20 protein-coding genes are annotated in these 19245 nt (G+C 69.9%); 10 read left to right on the forward strand and 10 right to left on the reverse strand.

Annotated elements, in window-relative coordinates; genetic code table 11:
* Positions 1-15: 15 nt before the first annotated feature.
* The 3 genes from IM738_RS19515 to otnI form a co-directional block, all read right to left on the reverse strand.
* Positions 16-1452: a class I SAM-dependent methyltransferase gene (locus tag IM738_RS19515; RefSeq protein WP_236962698.1), complete on the reverse strand. Its 1437-nt coding sequence runs from the start codon at positions 1450-1452 to the stop codon at positions 16-18.
* A 5-nt stretch (positions 1453-1457) separates the two neighbouring features.
* A complete protein-coding gene (locus IM738_RS19520; protein ID WP_236962699.1) occupies positions 1458-2240 on the reverse strand; it encodes a CmcI family methyltransferase in 783 nt (260 codons plus the stop codon).
* Between the two features lie 179 nt (positions 2241-2419).
* Positions 2420-3226 carry a 2-oxo-tetronate isomerase gene (otnI, locus tag IM738_RS19525; RefSeq protein ID WP_236962700.1) on the reverse strand — a complete coding sequence of 269 codons (807 nt, stop codon included), beginning with the start codon at positions 3224-3226 and terminating at the stop codon, positions 2420-2422.
* Positions 3227-3329: 103 nt separating this feature from the next.
* Here otnI and IM738_RS19530 point away from each other — a divergent pair, with 103 nt between their 5' ends.
* Positions 3330-3710 carry a DUF2237 family protein gene (locus IM738_RS19530; RefSeq protein ID WP_236962701.1) on the forward strand — a complete coding sequence of 127 codons (381 nt, stop codon included), beginning with the start codon at positions 3330-3332 and terminating at the stop codon, positions 3708-3710.
* Between the two features lie 10 nt (positions 3711-3720).
* On the opposite strand, the gene IM738_RS19535 is transcribed toward IM738_RS19530, so the two are convergent.
* Positions 3721-4218 carry a MarR family winged helix-turn-helix transcriptional regulator gene (locus IM738_RS19535; RefSeq protein WP_236962702.1) on the reverse strand — a complete coding sequence of 166 codons (498 nt, stop codon included), beginning with the start codon at positions 4216-4218 and terminating at the stop codon, positions 3721-3723.
* A gap of 251 nt (positions 4219-4469) precedes the next feature.
* Here IM738_RS19535 and IM738_RS19540 point away from each other — a divergent pair, with 251 nt between their 5' ends.
* Together IM738_RS19540 and IM738_RS19545 are read left to right on the forward strand one after the other, a co-directional pair.
* Positions 4470-5507, forward strand: a complete 1038-nt coding sequence (locus tag IM738_RS19540) for a cupin domain-containing protein (RefSeq protein ID WP_236962703.1) — start codon at positions 4470-4472, stop codon at positions 5505-5507.
* A gap of 120 nt (positions 5508-5627) precedes the next feature.
* Positions 5628-6329, forward strand: a complete 702-nt coding sequence (locus tag IM738_RS19545; protein ID WP_236962704.1) for a fumarylacetoacetate hydrolase family protein — start codon at positions 5628-5630, stop codon at positions 6327-6329.
* Positions 6330-6358: 29 nt separating this feature from the next.
* On the opposite strand, the gene IM738_RS19550 is transcribed toward IM738_RS19545, so the two are convergent.
* From IM738_RS19550 to IM738_RS19575, 6 genes are all read right to left on the reverse strand, one after another.
* Positions 6359-6721 (reverse strand): hypothetical protein, encoded by a 363-nt coding sequence (locus tag IM738_RS19550; RefSeq protein ID WP_236962705.1) that lies wholly within the window; start codon positions 6719-6721, stop codon positions 6359-6361.
* Between the two features lie 63 nt (positions 6722-6784).
* A complete protein-coding gene (locus IM738_RS19555; RefSeq protein WP_236962706.1) occupies positions 6785-7354 on the reverse strand; it encodes a hemerythrin domain-containing protein in 570 nt (189 codons plus the stop codon).
* Entirely contained in the window at positions 7351-7989 is a 639-nt protein-coding gene (locus tag IM738_RS19560) for a nitroreductase family protein (protein WP_442908448.1), read from the reverse strand. The genes IM738_RS19555 and IM738_RS19560 overlap by 4 nt, the downstream gene beginning before the upstream one ends.
* Positions 7990-8009: 20 nt before the next feature.
* Positions 8010-9332, reverse strand: coding sequence for an NnrS family protein (locus IM738_RS19565; protein WP_236962707.1), 1323 nt, complete (start codon positions 9330-9332; stop codon positions 8010-8012).
* On the reverse strand, positions 9329-11773 hold the full coding sequence (locus IM738_RS19570; protein ID WP_236962708.1) for an adenosylcobalamin-dependent ribonucleoside-diphosphate reductase: 2445 nt from the start codon (positions 11771-11773) through the stop codon (positions 9329-9331). Before IM738_RS19570 ends, IM738_RS19565 begins: the two co-directional genes overlap by 4 nt.
* Entirely contained in the window at positions 11770-12975 is a 1206-nt protein-coding gene (locus tag IM738_RS19575) for an NAD(P)H-dependent flavin oxidoreductase (protein WP_236966366.1), read from the reverse strand. Before IM738_RS19575 ends, IM738_RS19570 begins: the two co-directional genes overlap by 4 nt.
* 369 nt (positions 12976-13344) lie before the next feature.
* Between IM738_RS19575 and ubiU the strand changes: the two genes are divergently transcribed.
* The 7 genes from ubiU (at position 13345) to ubiD (ending at position 19217) form a co-directional block, all read left to right on the forward strand.
* On the forward strand, positions 13345-14379 hold the full coding sequence (ubiU, locus tag IM738_RS19580; RefSeq protein ID WP_236962709.1) for a ubiquinone anaerobic biosynthesis protein UbiU: 1035 nt from the start codon (positions 13345-13347) through the stop codon (positions 14377-14379).
* A 292-nt stretch (positions 14380-14671) separates the two neighbouring features.
* Complete coding sequence (gene ubiV, locus IM738_RS19585) at positions 14672-15586, forward strand: ubiquinone anaerobic biosynthesis protein UbiV (protein ID WP_236962710.1); 915 nt, start codon at positions 14672-14674, stop codon at positions 15584-15586.
* Between the two features lie 3 nt (positions 15587-15589).
* Positions 15590-16207, forward strand: a complete 618-nt coding sequence (gene trhA / locus IM738_RS19590) for a PAQR family membrane homeostasis protein TrhA (protein WP_236962711.1) — start codon at positions 15590-15592, stop codon at positions 16205-16207.
* A gap of 15 nt (positions 16208-16222) precedes the next feature.
* Positions 16223-16738 (forward strand): ubiquinone anaerobic biosynthesis accessory factor UbiT, encoded by a 516-nt coding sequence (gene ubiT / locus IM738_RS19595; protein WP_236962712.1) that lies wholly within the window; start codon positions 16223-16225, stop codon positions 16736-16738.
* Positions 16725-17144: a putative zinc-binding protein gene (locus IM738_RS19600; RefSeq protein WP_236962713.1), complete on the forward strand. Its 420-nt coding sequence runs from the start codon at positions 16725-16727 to the stop codon at positions 17142-17144. Before ubiT ends, IM738_RS19600 begins: the two co-directional genes overlap by 14 nt.
* Entirely contained in the window at positions 17137-17736 is a 600-nt protein-coding gene (locus IM738_RS19605) for a UbiX family flavin prenyltransferase (RefSeq protein WP_236962714.1), read from the forward strand. The genes IM738_RS19600 and IM738_RS19605 overlap by 8 nt, the downstream gene beginning before the upstream one ends.
* Positions 17733-19217 carry a 4-hydroxy-3-polyprenylbenzoate decarboxylase gene (gene ubiD, locus IM738_RS19610; protein ID WP_236962715.1) on the forward strand — a complete coding sequence of 495 codons (1485 nt, stop codon included), beginning with the start codon at positions 17733-17735 and terminating at the stop codon, positions 19215-19217. The genes IM738_RS19605 and ubiD overlap by 4 nt, the downstream gene beginning before the upstream one ends.
* Positions 19218-19245 lie beyond the last annotated feature (28 nt).

The raw sequence follows: 19245 nt of genomic DNA on the forward strand, positions 1-19245 counted from the left end.
CTGGGGAGTCTGGGATCAGGGTCTGCGCGCCACGACGGTGAACATGGGGACCATGACGCCGTCGATGTCCCGCAGCTGGTGGTGGACGCTGAGCTGCGATTGCGAGAACCCCAGCAACGCGAGCGAGCGCACGACGAACGCCGGCGTGAGGGCCCACCAGGTGTCCGCCTGCTGGACAGCGGGGTCGGGCAGCAGGCGACACACCGGCAGCTCACCGAGGTTGGCGTCGTAGGGCTCGGTGACGATGATGGTGTCGGTGACGTGACGGGCCAGGTGCTCCATGACGGAGAACGGCGAGCGGCAGTGCAGCAGCACCGAGGCCAGCACGCCCACGTCGAAGGGCCCGGTCGTGACCGGCAGGGTGTCCAGGTGGTCCACGATCAGTCGGGCCCTGGAGTTGTGGAGGTGGTGCAGGTGCTGGAAGGAGTTGCGCACCCGGGTGATGGCGTGGTGGAACGCCTGCCGCCAGGCGATCACATCGAAGCCGGGGCTCGGCGCCACGTCCCACAGGTGTTCCATCGGCGGCTCCAGCGCTGTGACCGCCGCGCCGGCGGCTTCCATGTGGAAGGTGAGAAAGCCGCTTGCTGGCCCCACTTCCAGCACGCTGCGCCCCGCAAATTCGACGTGGCCCAGGTAGGCACCCACGGTGGGTCGGAGGTCCCACTGGCCGCGCATGATCTGGCCCGTCGGCAGCTCCACGGTGTGATAGAAGTCACACCGCTCCAGCGGTGGCGGCGTGGCACCCGACGGCGCCACGGGTTCGATCTGCACCGGCACCGGCGCCACAGGCCGCGGAGGCGCCACCGGTGGGGCCGCGGCCGGGAGGGCGGGCGCGACCGGCACGTCCACCAGGCCCTGGGTCATGCTCCGGTGCTGAAGCCAGCGCTTGAACGCACTCTTGGCGTTCCACCACGGACCATGGTCGGGTTTGCGGCCGATCAGCACCGAGTCCTGCCAGGCGTCGCTGCCGTCGGCGTAGCCTTCCGGTGCCCACTGGGTGGACACCTCCAGCACGTCGAGCTGGGCGAACCGGGCCAGGGTGTCCATGCCGTCGGGGTAGAAGCGCCAGCAGTCCACCGGATAGCGGTGCTCCGGGCCGCTCGACGGCGCGATCAGGCAGCACACGCCGCCGGGCTTGAGGATGCGGGCCACCTCCAGCAGGGTGATCCACACGTAACGCACGTGCTCCAGGGCCTGCCCTGAAATCACCACGTCCACCGAGTTGCTCGCCACCTCGCGCCAGGCGTAGGGTGTCCTGAGCACCAGGTCGACGTTGTCACCGGCCACCATGTCCATGCCGACGTAGCGCCACCGGGGCGCGTCAAACAGGTCACGGTAGGAGCCGTTGACGTCCTGGCTGCCCAGGTCGTGCACCACCAGGGCCTGCTCACGGCGGTGCCCGAGGTGTTGATCGACGAAACGGCGCATCTTGTCGCGCGAACTGGCGTGCATCTCTTTCAGTCTCCGGAAGGGGTCAGGCGGCAGAGCCAGGCGTCGGGCCAGTAGGTGAGGCTGTCGAGCACCAGGTGGTCGTTGTAGCGGGCCAGGGGCCGGCGGATCTCAAACTCCGGGTGGTCGGCGGCAAAGGCCCGCGCGGCGACGGCCGGGTTGTCGTCGCGCCAGTGCGCGTGCCCCAGCGGGGTGTCGCTGAGGTCCTGCATGACACCGTCGGCCGCCACGATGTACGAGCCCGGCGTGACCAGGGGGCCATAGGCCTCCAGCTCCCGCCGCACATGGGCCGAGCTGTGGTCGCTGTCGAGAAACACCAGCACCGACTGGCCCGGCCCCACCTGCCGGCGGACCTGCCCGACCACCTCGGGGGCGGCCGAATCCCCTTCGATCAGGGTGATGAGGTCGCCCAGCGGGCAGGCGGCCACGGCATCGCGCACCTCGGCCGGAATGTGGATGTCGATCGAGATGACCCGGCCCGTTCCGAGCGCCCGGCACAGGGAGGCCAGCAGGACCGCGCTGCCCCCGCGGTTGACGCCGGTCTCGATGATGATGTCCGGGCGCAGGGTGGCCACCACCTCCTGCAGCCGCATCACGTCCTCGGGCAGCTGCCAGAGCTGAAACCCCAGCCAGGAGAACGACTGCCAGTGCAGCAGGCTCCACTCCTGCTTGAGCCAGACGCCGGTGACCAGCCTGAAGGCTTCGCGTGAATACAGGGGGTGCGTCGTCGTGGCGCCGGCGGCGGACCGCAGCGCGACGGTCTGTGTGTCGGTGTCAATGGTGATCTTCATCGTGTTGACGTGCGGTGGGCATCGCCATGCACCGGTTGAGCCGCTCCCTGATGTGTGATTCAACCCCGTCTTGCGCGGGGTGGGGCATGTTATCCCACCCCTTCGCCCCCCCGATGAGCCGAGCCGCCCCGGTTGACGCCCCCTCGGCCCAGGGGCGCCCTGGCATCGCCGCCCTGCGCTCAGCCCCTGGGCCACCAGCCCAGGCCGGCCGAGGTGCCACCGGCCACCGCGCCGCGCGCCGGCCGGTACTCGCAGCCCACCCAGCCCTGCCAGCCGCTGGCGGCGGCCACCTCGTCGATCACGCTGAACAGGTAGGGGTGGTTCAGCTCACCCAGATCGGGCTCATGGCGCATCGGCACGCCAGCGATCTGGAAGTGGCCCACCCGGCCGGTGGGCAGGTACTGGCGGATCTTCATGGCCACATCGCCCTCGACGATCTGGCAGTGGTACAGGTCGAACTGCACCTTCAGGTTGGGCGCACCGATGGCCTGCACGATCCGGTGCGCCTCGTCCTGGCGGTTGAGGAAGTAGCCAGGGATGTCGCGCGTGTTGATGGGTTCGATCAACACGTCGCGCCCGGCACCGGCGGCCTGCCCGGCGGCCCAGGCCAGGTTGGCCTCGTAGGTGGCCTGCAGCAAGGCGCGCTCGACCCCTGCGGGCGCCACCCCCGCCATCACGTGGATGCGTGGGCAGTTGAGCGCCTGCGCGTAGTCCAGGGCCTTCGCGAAGCCGGCGCGGAACCCGGCCTCGCGCCCGGGCAGGCAGGCCAGGCCGCGCTCGCCCGCCGCCATGTCGCCGGGCGGCGCGTTGAACAGCACCTGCTGCAGGCCATGGTCGGCCAGGCGCCGGGCCATGTCCTCCGGATCGAACGCGTAGGGAAACTGGCATTCGACGCCCTCGAAACCATCGGCCGCGGCGGCGGCAAAACGGTCGAGGAATTCGTGCTCGTTGTAGAGCATGGAGAGGTTGGCGGCAAAGCGGGGCATGGCGATCGTGACCGGTGGCGGTGAAATGTCTTTGAAAGAGAGGCCACCCGACCCGGGCGCCACGTGCATGATAGGGACACAACGGCTTCCATCTCACGACACCATGCAGGCACACAACGTCCTGGGCTCTGAACTTCAGGCCTGCTCCTTCGACCCGCTCACCGGCTTCTACCGCGACGGCTGTTGCCACACCGACGAACACGACCAGGGCAGCCATGTCGTGTGCGCGCGCATGACGGCCGACTTCCTCGCGTTTTCGCTGAAACAGGGCAACGACCTCAGCACGCCGCGCCCCGAGTTCCGCTTTGCCGGCCTGCGGCCCGGTGACCGCTGGTGCCTGTGCGCGCTGCGCTGGAAGGAAGCGTTCGACGCCGGCGTGGCGCCCCCCGTGCACCTGGAAGCCACCCACGCGCAGGTGCTGCGGTACGTGACGCTGGAACAGCTCCAGGCACACGCGCTGCCCACGGGCAAACGCCCGGTCTGAGACCGGCCGTTCAGCCCGCCGGCGTGGCGGGGCGCGCCTTGCTGTCGCTGGGCGCCCGGCTCAGTTCGTTGTTCTGGGTCACGAGAATCAGCAGCAGGCGCATGAATTCTTCGCGCTGGCTGGCGGTCAGCGGTGCGAGGATCTGGTCCTGAGCGCGCAACATGCCGGGCACCGCGTCGCTCAGGCCCCGCTCGCCGGCGGCGGTCAGGAACAGCAGACGGGTGCGGCGGTCGTCGGGTGACATGCGGCGCTCCAGCCAGCCCCGGGTTTCGAGCCGGTCCACCACGCCGCCGGTGGTGGACGCGTCCAGCGCGATCGCGCGCGCCAGCGTGCGCTGATCGATGCCGGGCTGGTTGGCCACCACCTGCAGCGCGGCGTATTGCACCGGCGTGACGCCCAGATCACCCAGTTCCTGCAGGAAAACGCCGACGGAGATCTGGTGAAGCCGGCGGATGGCGTGGCCGGGTTGCAGGTCGATGTCGATGGGGATGAGCTTGTTTTTCTTCATGGTCAGAGGGTCGCGGGTTGGCCCTGATGTCGACCAAATCATGTTAGCACCACACTTATCGTAAGCATACTTATAATAGGCAAGCCTTTGTTCTATGGGAGACCATCCATGAACGCTGCGCCTTCGAACCTGCCCATCCTGGTTTCCAACGGCGGCATCGGCGTCCAGGCGCCGGGTGAAGCACTGCTGCACAGCGGGAACACCTGTTGAACCGATCACCCCCGTTCGCCCCGACACACAAGGAGACACCCATGAGCCAAGAACTCGGCCGACTCGAAGACCTGCCGCAGGACTACCGCGACGACCTGAAACAGCTGAACCTGGTGCCGCTGTGGCCCAGCCTGCGCGCCGTGCTGCCGCCGGGCACGCCCACGCGCGCCACGCAGGCCATCCACTGGCCCTACGCCACGCTCAAGCCGCTGCTGCTCAAGGCCGGTGAGCTGACCCCGATCGAGAAGGCCGAGCGCCGCGTGCTGGTGCTGGCCAACCCCGGCCACGGGCTGGAGAACATGAAGGCCAGCCCCGCCATCTACCTGGGCATGCAGCTGCTGCTGCCCGGCGAATGGGCGCCCAGCCACCGCCACACGCCCAACGCGGTGCGCATGGTGGTCGAGGGCGAGGGCGCCTGGACCACGGTCGATGGCGAGAAATGCCCCATGAGCCGCGGCGACCTGATCCTGACCCCCACCGGCCTGTGGCACGAACACGGCCACGACGGCACCGACCCGGTGGTGTGGCTCGATGTGCTGGACCTGCCGCTGGTCTATTACATGGAAGCGAGTTACCACATCAACGGCACGCGCCAGACCGTGAAACAGGGCAGCGGCGACCGCGCCTGGACCCGCGCCGGCGTGGTGCCCACGCAGGTGTTCGCGCGCAGCGACAGGCGCTACCCCTTGCTGCGTTACCCCTGGGTGGACACGCGCGCCGCGCTGCTGGCGATGGCCGGGAACCAGCCCGACCTGGACTGCGTGCAGGTGACCTACGTGAACCCGGAGACCGGCACGGACGCCGAAAACATCCTGGGCTTCTACGCCCTCATGCTCAAACCGGGCCAGACGCTCACCCTGCCCGCGCGCTCGCCCTCGCAGGTGTTTCACCTGATCGAAGGCGGGGTGAATGTGTCGACCTGCGGCAAGACCTTCGGCCTGGTCGAGGCCGACACCTGCTGCGCGCCGGGCTACGAGCCGGTGACGCTGATCAACCGCCAGGCCGACCAGCCTTCGTTCGTGTTCATGGCCGACGAATCGCCCCTGCACCGAAAGCTCGGCGTCTACGAGACGAGGTAACACCCCCGCGCCGCGCTTCGCGCATCACCCCCTCAAGGGGGCAACACCAGCGGCCTGGCAAAGCCAGTTCCGCGGTGTTCCCGGTAGAAGACACCGCCTTCCAACATTGCCACCAACCTCATGACCACCTACCTCTTCACCCCACCCGCCATCCAGTCCCTGCCCATCCGCGGCACGACCGAGCGTTTCCCGATCAACCGCATCTTCTGCGTCGGCCGCAACTACCACGCGCATGCCGTCGAGATGGGCAAGCCGGTCGACAAGTCGGCCGAACGGCCGTTCTACTTCACCAAGTCGCCGCAAACCCTAACGCCCTCGGGCGCGACCGTGGCCTACCCGCCCGGCACCAACAACTACCACTTCGAGATGGAACTCGTGCTCGCCGTGGGCCAGGCCGGCTTCCGCGTCAGCGCGGAGAACGCGCACGAAGTGATCTACGGCTACGCGGCAGGACTGGACATGACCCGCCGCGACCTGCAACTGGTCGCCCGCGACAAGGGCCGCCCCTGGGATCTGGGCAAGGACATCGAAGAAGGCTCGGTCTGCAGCGAGATCGTGCCGATGGAAGGCGTGGTGATCGAGAGCGGCGCCATCGCGCTCGAAGTCAACGGAGCAACCAAACAGTCGTCCGACGTCGACAAGCTGATCTGGAACATCCGCGAAATCATCGCGGACCTGTCCCAGTTCTACCACCTGCAGCCCGGCGACCTGATCTACACCGGCACGCCCGAAGGCGTGGGAGCGGTGGTCAGCGGGGACCGGATCACGGGGCGGGTGGCGGGAGTTGCCGAAGTGACGTTGAACGTCGGACCGGCGTCCTGACCAGCTCCGCTGGCCAGGACAACAGGCGATCAGCCGGGGATCAGCTTACCGGCCGTGCACAGCGCAGAGGTGGCCGCATAGACGCTCACGGCCTGGGTGCTGTCGTTCCGGTACTGCACGGTCCAGCCGCTGCCAACCCCGTCAAAGAACAACGCCGAGTACGCGATGACGACGTTGGCGGGGATCGCAGTGGGCGATCCACCGACGACCGTTTCTCCGCTTCTGCAGGCACTGGATACGCCGCCGGTCTCCCCCGGCCCCAACACGAACGTGCGAGTGGCTTCTCTCAAGTACACCGTCAGGCCAGATCCGGGTCTGGCCTGCGGACTCGCCGCGGCAGAAACCAGGACGCCCGACAGAACCGCACCCATTGCAATCTTGATCAGCTTCATAACGCCTCCCCTCAAAACAAGTGCCAACATCAGCACTTCATGACGATATCAGGCGAATGGCCGTCATCTGTGACTCGGAACCCCCCGCCGCGTCATCATGTCCGCGCTCATCGCCTGCAGCGCCCCACCCCGGATGACCGACCGCGCCGCCGGGTACACCACCCCGTCCTCGTCCAGCAGGTGCCGCCGGTACAGCGCGTCGTAGGCATCGAAGCGCTGCTGGTCTTCCGCAGAAAACCCCGGCCAGCCGTCACCCGCGTCCACCAGACCCAGCAGCGCCGCACGCACCCGCGCCCACAACACCTCCATCTCCCGGTGGTCCTGCTTGAGCTGGATGACCACGGCCACCACGGCCGGGTCGCGCTGCGCCAGCAGGGGCGGGAACACGTGCAGCTCTTCGTCCTGGTGGTGCAGCGGGCCGGCCAGGTCGAAGTAGCGCATCACGTCGCGCGCGGCCTGCCGGGCCTGCTCGTCGGCGCCATGGGTCTTGACGTGTTCGCGCAGCTTGCCCAGCAGGCGCAGCATGCGTTCGACGCGTTCGTGGCAGGCGCCAAGCATCTCGAACGGGGCCTCGAAACCCACGCCGGGGGCGCTGTGGCCGGGCAGGCCAATCTGCACCTTGGCGCCGCTCACGGGACGCCCTCGCCACCCAGCACGCTCAGGTAGGCCGACACCGGCGGCCGCACCCGCGCCGGCTTGCGCGAGAGCACGGTGCCGATGCTGATGAAACACAGCGCCTGTTCGGCCGCGCCGAGGCCGAAGCAGGCGCGCAGCGGGTCCGACTTCAGCGCCTTGCCGCTGGTGAGCGCCGAGCCGAAGCCCAGCGCGGTGGCCATGAGCAGCATGTTCTGCACCGCGCAGCCGGCCGAGAGGATGCGCTCGTTCAGGTCCACCTCGGGGTCGCCGCGCGCGCCGTCCACCACCGCCAGCAGCAGCAGCGGCGCCCGGAAGGCTTTCTCGCGCGCCTGCGCCAGCTGTTCGGGCGTGGCGGCCGGATCACGCTCCCACAGGGCCTGGGCAAACACCTCGCCCAGCGTGGCGCGCTGCCCGGCCGGCACGAGAACGAAGCGCCAGGGCAGCAACTGCAGGTGGTCGGGCGCGGCGGCGGCGGCGACCAGGATGGCCTGGGTCTGCGCGGCGTCCGGGCCCGGCGCCACCAGGCGCTTGGGCAACACGGTCTGGCGCGCCTGGATCAGCTCGCCGGCCACGAAGCCCCAGTCGGGGGACGGCATCTCGGCGGGTGTGTGCAGGAGGGCGGAGGAAGGCATGTCCACAGAAAAAGAAAGGTTCAGCCGGGGCGGCCATCGGCGCGCAGGCGGCCGTACCAGCCGATCAGGCGCAGGCCCCACACGCCCATCACGCCGGCCCAGAGCAGCGCGGCGGCCGTCAGCACCCACGGGGCCGCCCCCTCCAGGGCGCCCGCCACGCGCAGCAGCACCGCCAGCTGGAGCAGGCAGAACACCGCCCAGACCAGCGCATCGGCCACCAGGGTGCGGCCGCTGTGGCCGCACGACACGCGCGTGACCATGGCCACCAGCAGCGAGCCCAGGCAGCCCATGGTGAGCGCGTGCAGCGCGCCCAGGCCCAGCGCCGGCACGCCGGCGCGCAGGCCCAGCAGCTGCGACATCCCCGCCAGCACCAGGGACAGGCCCAGCCACAGAAAACCGAGATGCAGCATCGCGAGCAGGCGCACCTTGAGGCTCTGCACCAGGCCCCAGGCGACGCCCAGCCAGAGCACCACCCCACCGGCCAGCAGCTCGACCAGGCCCTGCACCAGCATCCAGCCCGGGTCGCTGGCCCAGCCGGCCGCGCCGACCCAGACCGCCAGCACCTCGAAGGCCGCCGTGGCCAGCAAGGCCCACAGCACCCAGAACGGCCGCCAGGCCTCAACCATGGGCACGGCGCTGGAGGTGAAAAACGGGATCATGCGGTGCGCCACCACCAGATAGGTCACCACCACGAAGCCCCACAGGCCGGTCAGCACCAGGCTGCGGGCGAGGTCGATCGCGTCGACCAGCAAGGCCAGCGCCAGTCCCGCGACGCACAGCGTGCCCACGGTTCCGGCCACCGCCACCACCGTGGCGTGCAGGCGGTCGTCGAGCGTGCTGCGCCGCACCAGGGCCCAGAAACGCAGGTACTGCGCGCCCAGGCCGGCCGCCGCCAGCGCCGCGCCCGCCACCGCGACGCCCACATGGGTGTGGGCCCCGGCGAGCCAGAGCAGCCAGCCCGCGGCCTGCAGCAGCAGGGTGGGCACCAGTGCCCGGGGGCCGGGGCCTTCCACGCCCAGCCACTTGGGGCCGGCGGTGAACAGGAAGCCGGCAAAAAAGAGCGGCACGAAGCCAAAGCTCATGACCGCGGCATGGGTGACCGTCGGAGACACCGCGTAGCCCAGGCCGAGGGCCCCGGTGCTGCGGTCCACCTGCACCAGCGCCCACCACAGGCCCGAGGCCAGCAGCAGCAGCACCGCGAGGAAAAACGCCAGCCGGTGCGGCGCCAGCAGCAGGTGCTGCGGTCGCCAGGCGCGGCTCGGCTCCTGGCCGCCACCCTGCGCGCCGGCAGGCCCTGGCCGCACCGGGCGCAGGGGCACCACCGGGCGCGTGGCGGAGGTCATCCGCAGCTGCCGAGGTGGCCGCAGGAGGTGCAGTAGTCGCAGCCGTCCTTGCGGATCATGGCGTGCGCGCCGCACTCGGGACACTTCTTGCCGGCCATCACGGCCGACGGGGCCGCCATGCCGGGCAGCTCGGGCGCAGAGGGCGCTTGCGGCGCGGCCACGGCGGCGGCGTGCTGGTTGCGCCGCGCGATGATGTTCTGCAGCGCGAAGGCGATGGCCGCGACCTCGGAGTCGTGCCACATCGGCACGTGCGTGCCGTCGGCCTTCTGGTAGGTGCCCAGGCGCACCGGGCCACGGTCCCAGGCGACCTTGCGCATGTCGGAGAGCGCCCGGCCCAGGAAACCGCCGCGCGCGGCCAGCGACAGCATGCGCATGGTGGAGGTGATCCACTGCTGCGACTCGCCGTTCTGGCCCACGGGCATGAAGAACTCGATGGCGCGCTCGACCGTGCCCACGCCGTCGGCGGCGGGCACCGGCAGGAACGAGACCACGATGTACAGCGTCTTGTGGCCCTCTTGCGTCCAGTACTCGATCTTGTCGGCCACGGCCGAGAGCGCGCCCTTGGGACGGCTTTCGATCACGGTGCGCATCGGGTCCACCGGCGCGGCGGGCACGGGCGCCACTTCGGCCTTGGGTTCGGGCGTGCCGGTGTCGAGCACCGAGCCGAGGATGCTGTTGGGCCGGTAGGTCGCCATGCCCTTGAGGTTGGCGCGCCAGGCCTTCTGGTACAGGCTCTTGAAGTCTTCGAACGGGTAGTCGGCCGCGACGTTCACGGTCTTGGAAATCGCGGTGTCCACGAAGGGCTGCACGGCTTCCATCATGGCGATGTGTTCGCCCGCGCTCATGGCCAGCGCGTTGACGAAGTACTCGGGCAGCTGGTCCACGTCGCCGCCGAGTTCGCGGTACAGGCGCCAGGCGTGGTCTTCCACCGCGTACTCGCTGGTGCTGCCGTCGGACTCGCGCTTCTTGCGGCGGTACATCCAGGAGAACGGCGGCTCGATGCCGTTGGAGGCGTTGTCGGCGAAGGCCAGGCTCACCGTGCCGGTGGGCGCGATGGACAGCAGGTGGCTGTTGCGCAGGCCGTGCTTGCGGATGGCCTTCTTGATGGCCTCGGGCAGGCGGCTGGCGAAGGTGCCGGGGGCCAGGTAACCCTCGGCCTCGAATTTGGGGAACACGCCCTTTTCCTTGCCGAGCTCGACCGAGGCCAGGTAGGCGGCGTTGCGCATGCGCTCGGCGATCTGGGCGGCCACGTGGCGGCCCTCTTCGCGGTCGTAGCGCACGCAGAGCATGGCCAGGGCGTTGCCCATGCCGGTGAAGCCCACGCCGATGCGGCGCTTGGCGGCGCTTTCGGTGCGCTGCTGTTCCAGCGGCCAGAAGGTGACGTCGAGCACGTTGTCCAGTGCGCGCACCTGCAGCGCCACCGCTTTTTCGAAGGCCTCGAAATCAAAAGCCGGTGCCCCGCCGAAACCGAACGGGTTCTGCACGAAGCGGGTCAGGATGATGGGGCCGAGGTCGCAGCAGCCGTAGGGCGGCAGCGGCTGTTCGCCACAGGGGTTCGTGGCCGAGATCGTTTCGCAGTAGTGCAGGTTGTTGTCGGTGCCGATCTTGTCGAGGAACAGGATGCCCGGCTCGGCGAAGTCGTAGGCCGACTTCATGATCGTGTCCCAGAGCTCGCGCGCGGCCAGGGTCTGGTAGACCCACTGGCCGTCGCTGCGCTGGTAGGCGCCCTTGTCGAGCAACGTCTTGCCGGGACGGGCCTTGTGCACCAGCTCCCAGGGCTGGTCGTTGCCCACGGCCTCCATGAAGGCGTCAGACACGCCGACCGAGACGTTGAAGTTGTTCCAGCGGCCGGGGGTGCGCTTGGCGGTGATGAAATCCATCACGTCCGGGTGGTCGATGCGCAACACGCCCATCTGCGCGCCACGCCGCGCGCCCGCGCTCTCGACCGTCGAACACGACTGGTCGAACACGTTGATGTAGCTGCAGGGGCCCGACGCCATGGAGTGCGTGCCCTTGACCTCGGCACCCCGGGGGCGGATGCGCGAAAAATCGTAGCCCACGCCGCCGCCGCGGCGCATGGTTTCGGCCGCCTCGCGCAGCGCTTCATAAATGCCGGGGTAGCCCTCGGCGTCCACGCCCTGGATCGCATCGCCCACGGGCTGCACGAAACAGTTGATGAGCGTGGCCTGGATGTCGGTGCCGGCGGCGCTCATGATGCGGCCCGCGCCGATGGCGCCGGCGTGCAGGTTGGCGAGGAAGGTTTGCTCCCACTCGGCCCGCGTTTCGGGCTTTTCCACGGAAGCGAGCGCTCGCGCCACACGGCGGTAGAGGTCTTCGACGCCGGTCTCGCCGGGCTTGAGGTATTTTTCGGCCAGGACGTCCTGGCTGATGGGTTGGGTTTGTGTCAGGTCCTGCGCGCGCAGGCTGTGGTCACGCTTCATGCGGTGGCTCCAGATTCGATGGGCAAAGGGGCGGTATTCTGCCCCAAAGCCGGGGACAGGCAGCCCCCGATCATCCACCACATCAGGTCGCGCACGGAACGGATGTCCTTGCCGAACGGCAGGGTACCGGCACCCCGGAAAAACAGGCCCTTGTTTTCATCGCCTTCCATGGCGTGGCCCAGCTGCTGGTCGATGCAGAACTGGCCGATGCCCACCACGCCGTCGCGCAGGCCGCAATGGGCCAGGCAGTCGAACGCCATGTTGCACTTTTTCTTGACGTGGGCCGCCGCCTGGAGCTTGGGCTCGATGCGGATGTACTTGTCCAGCCAGGGCGTGCGCACCGCGCGCGCGGGCAGACCGGCCACGCTCACGAACTCCACCACGTCTTCGGGCCGCGCCTCGGCCAGCACACGCTTGAACACCGGGTCGGCGTCGCATTCCTGGGTGACAGCAAAGGCCGTGCCCATCTGCACCGCGCTCGCGCCCAGGGCCTGCAGGCGCAGCAGGTCGTTCCGGGAACTGATGCCCCCGGCCGCGATCAGGGGGATCTGTCCCTCGATGCCGGCGGTCTTGAAGAATTCGAGCACCGCCGGGAGCACCTGATCGAACTCGAAGCGTCCGTCCTGCAGATCCGCCACCTTGGCGGCCCCGAGGTGGCCACCGGCCAGGCGCGGGTGCTCGATGACGATGGCATCGGGCAGGCGGCCCTTCTTTTCCCACTTGCGCACCAGCAACTGCACGCCGCGCGCGTCCGACAGGATGGGGATCAGCGCCGTCTGGGGGTGGTTCTTGGCGATCTCGGGCAGGTCCAGCGGCAGGCCGGCGCCCACCACCACCGCGTCGGCACCGCTCTCCAGCGCCTGGCGCACGTAGATTTCATATGCCGAGAGCGCCTTCATCACGTTGACCGCGATCAGGCCACGGCCCTGGGCGATGCCGCGCGCGCGCTGGATCTCGCGGTCCAGCGCGACCAGGTTGGCGGCGTCGATGCGTTCTTTGGCGTCGGGCTCCTTGCCGCTCTCCAGATGCACCGTCTGCGCCATCAGGTCGGGGTGCAGGCGGCGCAGGTCCACCGACGAGACCGTGCCGACCCCGCCCAGCGACGCCACCGCACCGGCCAGCCCGCCGGCCGACACGCCCACGCCCATGCCGCCCTGCACCACGGGCAGCAGCTCCTTGCCGCCACCGCCCTGGCCGCCCATGCGCCAGGTGCGCAGCCCGCCCTCGCGGGCCAGGCGCAGCAAGGCCTCGGCGTGCGCGGCCACATCGCCGCTGTCAGGCGGCACCGCGCCCATGTCGTCTCGTGCATTCATCGTGTCGTTCCGGTTGTGCGGCGCAAAAAACCGCATCTGGAGCCTACCGGCGAGCGCCCGGAAGCACCTTGTCCTGCATCAAGAACCGCCCTCGGGCGGGCCTTCGCCGCCGCCCAGCCCGTTCCAGGCCCCACTTGCGCCAGATCAAGCCATGAGCCCCTTGACCCAGGTCAACGCCGGGGCGGCGGGCCGCTGATACCTTCGCGCCCGTCTGGCACCGGACCCGTCCGGCGTGCCGCCCCTCCCTTGCACCCTCCCATGGCCAACGACCGCACGCAACCGAATTCCCCCACCCTGGACCTGGTCTGCCCGGCCGGCAGCCTGCCCGCGCTCAAGGCCGCGGTGGACCACGGCGCCAACTGCGTCTACCTGGGCCTGCGCGACGCCACCAATGCGCGCAACTTCGCCGGCCTGAACTTCGACGACGCGGCCATCGCCAGCGGCGTGGCCTACGCCCACGCCCGCGACTGCCAGGTGTTCATGGCGCTCAACACCTACCCCCAGGCCGCGCAGCCGGAGCGCTGGCGAGAGGCGATGGACAAGGCGGTGAACCTGGGCGTGGACGCGGTCATCCTGGCCGACCCCGGCCTCATGCAATACGCCACCCAGCGCCACCCCCGGCTGAGGCTGCACCTCTCGGTGCAGGGCTCGGCGACCAACCCCGAGGCGATCAACCTCTACCACCGCGAGTTCGGCATTTCGCGCGCCGTGCTGCCGCGTGTGCTCTCGCTCGACCAGGTGCGCCAGGTGGTGCAGAAGACGCCGGTGGAGATCGAGGTGTTCGGCTTCGGCAGCCTGTGCGTGATGGTCGAAGGCCGCTGCGCGCTCTCGTCCTACGTCACCGGCGAGTCGCCCAACACGCACGGCGTGTGTTCGCCCGCCAAGGCGGTGCGCTGGCAGGAAACGCCGAGAGGCCTGGAGTCGCGCCTGAACGGCGTGCTGATCGACCGCTACGCCACCGGCGAGAGCGCGGGTTACCCCACGCTGTGCAAGGGCCGCTTCGACGTCGAGAACGACACCAGCTACTACGCGATCGAAGAGCCCACCAGCCTCAACACGCTCTCGCTGTTGCCGCAGCTCTTGCAGATGGGCGTGCGTGCGATCAAGATCGAAGGACGCCAGCGCAGCCCGGCCTACGTGGCCCAGGTGACGAAGGTCTGGCGCGAGGCCATCGACAGTTGCCAGACCCAGCCCCAGCACTACACACCCAAAAGCGCCTGGATGGCCTCGCTCGACCAGGTGGCCGAGGGGCAGCAGCACACCTTGGGCGCCTACCACCGGCCGTGGAAGTGATGGCTCCCCCCTGCGCCGCTTCGCGGCTTCCCCCCAGGGGAACGCACCCAGTGGCCTGGCGAAGCCAGTTCCACGGGTGCCCTGGGCGGGGCACGCGCTCCGGAGACAGAAACGCTCCCCCTGCGCCGCTTCGCGGCTTCCCCCCAGGGGGACCACGCCCTTGGACCGGCGGAGCCGGATCTTCGGCGTGTGCTGGGCAAGGCACGCGCTCCGGAGGCTTGGCATTCACTCCCTCGCCCCTCTGGGGAGAGGGTTGGGGTGAGGGGCCGCCGCACACACTGGAACCACTGAAGTGAAACTTTCTCTCGGACCCTTGCAGTACTACTGGCCGCGCCAGACCGTCTTTGACTTCTACGAGGCCATGGCCGCGACGGCGGTGGACATCGTCTACCTCGGTGAGGTGACTTGCTCGCGCCGCCACGAGCTGCGCCTGTCGGACTGGCTGGACGTGGCCGAGCTGGTGCGTGCTGCGGGCAAGACCGCGGTGCTGTCCACCCAGGTGCTGCTGGAGTCGGGCTCGGACGTGAGCGCGATGCAGAAGATCACCGCGAACACCGGTTTCGACGTCGAGGCCAACGACATGGGCGCGGTGGGCGCGCTGGCCGGCCAGCGCGGTTTCGTCGCCGGCCCGCACCTCAACCTCTACAACGGCCCTTCACTGGCCTGGATGGCGTCCATGGGTGCCACGCGCTGGGTCGCGCCGCTGGAAATGCCGAGCCACGACCTGGCCCTGCTGCAGCAGCAGCGCCCGGCCGGCCTGCAGACCGAGGTGTTCGTGCACGGCCGCCTGCCGCTGGCTTTCTCGGCCCGCTGCTTCACCGCGCGCCACCGCAACCTGCCCAAGGACGACTGCCGCTTCAGCTGCCTCGACCACCCCGACGGCCTGATGCTCAAGACGCGCGAGAGCGCCGAGTTCCTGGTGCTCAACGGCGTCCAGACCCAGTCCGCGCGGGTGCACAGCCTGATCGACGCCTGGGACGATCTGACGGCGCTCGGCGTGGACGTGGCGCGCATCAGCCCGCAGTCCTTGCACACGGCGGAGGTGATCGGCCTGTACGACGCGGTGCGCCGCGGCGCGCTCGACGGGCCGGCGGCCCGCGCGGCCCTGCTGCCGCTGCTGCCCGACCGCGACTGCAACGGCTACTGGCACGGCCAGCCCGGGCAGGACCGCATCGAGCCCGCAGCACCGGCCGCGGTCGCGGCCTGACGCATGGTCGCCGGCGAACGCTTCAACAGCATCAGCCACCTCGTGGGGGCGGTGCTGGCCGTGGCCGCCGCGGTGGTGCTCATCATCAGCGCCTCGCTCAAGGGCGACCCCTGGCGCATCGTGGGCTTCAGCGTCTACGGCGCCACGCTGGTGGCGCTGTATGTGGCGTCCACGCTGTACCACGCGCTGGGCGGTCGCGCCAAGGCCGTGTTCCAGAAGCTGGACCACTGCAGCATCTACCTGCTGATCGCGGGCACCTACACGCCCTTCGCGCTGGTCTCGCTCAACGGCCCCTGGGGCTGGTCGTTGCTGGGCGTGGTCTGGGGGCTGGCCGTCGTGGGCATCGCGCAGGAGATCTGGCTCGCGCGCGGCGCGCGGGTGATGTCGCTGGTGATCTACGTGCTCATGGGCTGGCTGGCGCTGGTGGCGGTGGCGCCGCTGTGGCAGGCGCTGGGTCCGGCCGGCTTTTCCTGGCTGGCCACCGGCGGCGCCCTCTACACACTCGGCATCGTCTTCTACGCCACCGACCACAAGGTGCGCCACGGCCACGGCATCTGGCACCTGTTCGTGCTGGCCGGCAGCGCCTGCCACTTCTTCACCCTGTTGCTGTACGTGGCCTGAACGCCACCCTCCTCCATGAACGACACCTTTGCCTCGGCCTCGCGCCACACCGTCCCCTCGCCCGTCGCCGCCGTGCTCTCGCGCCTGCCGCCGTACCCCGGCTCGCTGCTGCTGGTCACCGGGCTCAACCTGGTGCTGGCGCGGCAGCTGCCGGCCGATGTGGCCGCGCGCCTGCAAGGTCAGCGCATCCGCATCCACGTGCGCGATGCCGGCCTCAAGTTCGACTTTGCCTGGGAAGGCAGGGCGTTCCGCGCCAGCGCGCCACAGCCGGCCACCGAGCTCACTCTGAGCGCCAATGCGCACGACTTCCTGCGCCTCGCGCAGCGGCTGGACGACCCCGACACCCTGTTCTTCAACCGCCGCCTTTCCATGGAGGGCGACACCGAACTGGGCCTGGTGGTCAAGAACGCGCTCGACGCGCTGGAACTGCCGGTGTTTCAGCTCGCGCAGTGGACGCCGTCGGCCGTGTTCGCGCGCCTGCAGCGGCTGCGCCCCTCGGCCGCGCCAGGGTCCCGCCATGCCGGGCGCTGACCCCGGCCGGCCCATCGTGTACGCCTGCTCGGGCTGCTCCAGCGCCGCGCAACTGGCCAACTTTGTGGCCGTTCGGCTCGACCGCACGGGGCTGGCCGAGATGTCGTGCATCGCCGGTGTCGGCGGCGATGTGCCCGCGCTGCTGAAGACCGCACACTCGGGCCGGTCCATCGTGGCGCTCGACGGCTGCCCCCTGGTGTGCGTGAAAAGTTGCCTAGCGCGCCACGGCATCACCCCCGACCAGCACCACCAGCTGCAGACCTATGGCGTGCGCAAGCGCCAGCACGAAGACTTCGACCCGGTGCAGGCCCAGCAGGTGCTGGCGCAGGTGAGCGCCGGTCTGCACCGGCTCGCCGTGGCCGCCGCGACCGCACTGTCAACGGCGCCGGAGACGCAACATGACTGACGCCCCTTCCGCCCAGCGGCGCCTGCTGGTGGCGATCACCGGCGCCAGCGGCGCGGTCTACGGCTGGCGCCTGCTGCAGGTGCTGGGCACGGTGCCCGGCGTGCAGGTGCACGCGGTCGTGTCCGACGCCGGCTGGCTCACGCTGCGCCACGAACTGGCCCTCGGGCCCGAGGCGCTGCGCCCGCTGGTGCACACCCTGCACGACGCGGCCCACCTCGGCGCCGGCCCGGCCAGCGGCTCGTTCCGCTGCAGCGGCATGGTGGTCGCGCCCTGCTCCATGCGCACGCTCGCGGCCATCGCGCACGGCCTGTCGGACAACCTGGTCACGCGCGCCGCCGACGTGATGCTCAAGGAGCGCCGCCGACTGGTGCTGATGACGCGCGAGACCCCGCTGCACCTGGGCCACCTGCGCAACATGACCGCCGTGACCGAGATGGGCGCCATCGTCTGTCCGCCCATGCCCGCCTTCTACCAGCGCCCCCAGAGCCTCGACGACATCGTGGACGCCAGCGTGGCGCGCGTGCTGGATTTGCTGGACGTGCCGCACGCGCTGAGCGAACGCTGGCAGGGCATGGACAAGGTGCCCGCGTGACCTACAGGGACCTGCGCGACTTCATGGCCCAGCTGGAGCAGACCGGCGAGCTGCGGCGCATCAGCGAACCGGTCTCCCCGCACCTGGAGATGACCGCGCTGTGCGACCGCGTGCTGCGCGCGGGCGGCCCGGCCCTGCTGTTCGAGCGGCCCACCGGCCACCGCATGCCGGTGCTGGGCAACCTGTTCGGCACCACCCACCGCGTGGCGCGCGCCATGGGCGTGGACAGCCTGGCCGATCTGCGGCAGTTCGGCGAGGTGCTGGCCGCGCTCAAGGAACCCCAGGCACCGGGTGGCCTGAAAGACATGGTGGGCATGGCCGGCCTGCTCAAGAAGCTCTGGCACATGACGCCGCAGGAGCACGCGTCGGCGCCCTGCCAGGACGTCGTGTGGGAAGGCGCCGACGTGGACCTGGCGCGCCTGCCGATCCAGCACTGCTGGCCCGGCGACGTGGCCCCGCTCATCACCTGGGGCCTGGTGATCACGCAGGGCCCGCACAAGCCGCGCCAGAACCTGGGCATCTACCGCCAGCAGGTGCTCTCGCGCAACCAGCTCATCATGCGCTGGCTGGCGCACCGCGGCGGCGCGCTCGACTTCCGCGACCACGGCCGGCTGCACCCCGGCCAGCCCTACCCGGTGGCGGTGGCGCTGGGCGCCGACCCGGCCACCATCCTGGGCGCGGTCACGCCGGTGCCCGACAGCCTCTCCGAATACCAGTTCGCCGGCCTGCTGCGCGGCGCGCGCACCGGCCTCGTGCGCGCCCTGGGCGTGCCGCTGCGCGTGCCGGCCTCGGCCGAGATCGTGCTCGAAGGCCACATCCTTCCGGACGCGTCGCACGCCAGCGGCTTCCAGCACGCGCTCGAAGGCCCCTACGGCGACCACACCGGCTACTACAACGAACGCGCCGAGTTCCCGGTCTTCACGATCGAGCGGATCACGCTGCGGCGCGACGCGATCTACCACTCCACCTACACCGGCAAGCCGCCCGACGAACCGGCCGTGCTGGCGCTGGCGATGAACGAGCTGTTCGTCCCGCTGCTGCAGCGCCAGTTCCCCGAGATCACCGACTTCCACCTGCCGTCCGAGGCCTGCAGCTACCGCATGGCGGTGGTGCAGATCCGCAAGGCCTACGCCGGCCACGCGCGGCGCGTGATGATGGGCGTGTGGAGCCACCTGCGCCAGTTCATGTACACCAAGTTCGTCGTGGTCGTGGACGAGGACATCGACGTGCGCAACTGGGGCGACGTCATCTGGGCCATGAGCACGCGCATGGACCCGGCGCGCGACAGCTTCACCATCGAACACACGCCCATCGACTACCTCGACTTCGCCTCACCCGTGAGCGGCCTGGGCAGCAAGATGGGGCTGGACGCGACCAACAAGTGGCCCGGTGAGACGCAGCGCGAATGGGGCCGCGTGATGGCCATGGACCCGGCCGTGCGCGAGCGCATGGACCGGCTGGGCGAACAGCTGGGGCTGTAGGCCCGCGCGGGCCGCCCCGGCGGCGGGC

Origin of the sequence: Hydrogenophaga sp. SL48 (assembly GCF_021729865.1) — a bacterium.
In the GTDB taxonomy this organism is placed as follows: domain Bacteria; phylum Pseudomonadota; class Gammaproteobacteria; order Burkholderiales; family Burkholderiaceae_C; genus Hydrogenophaga.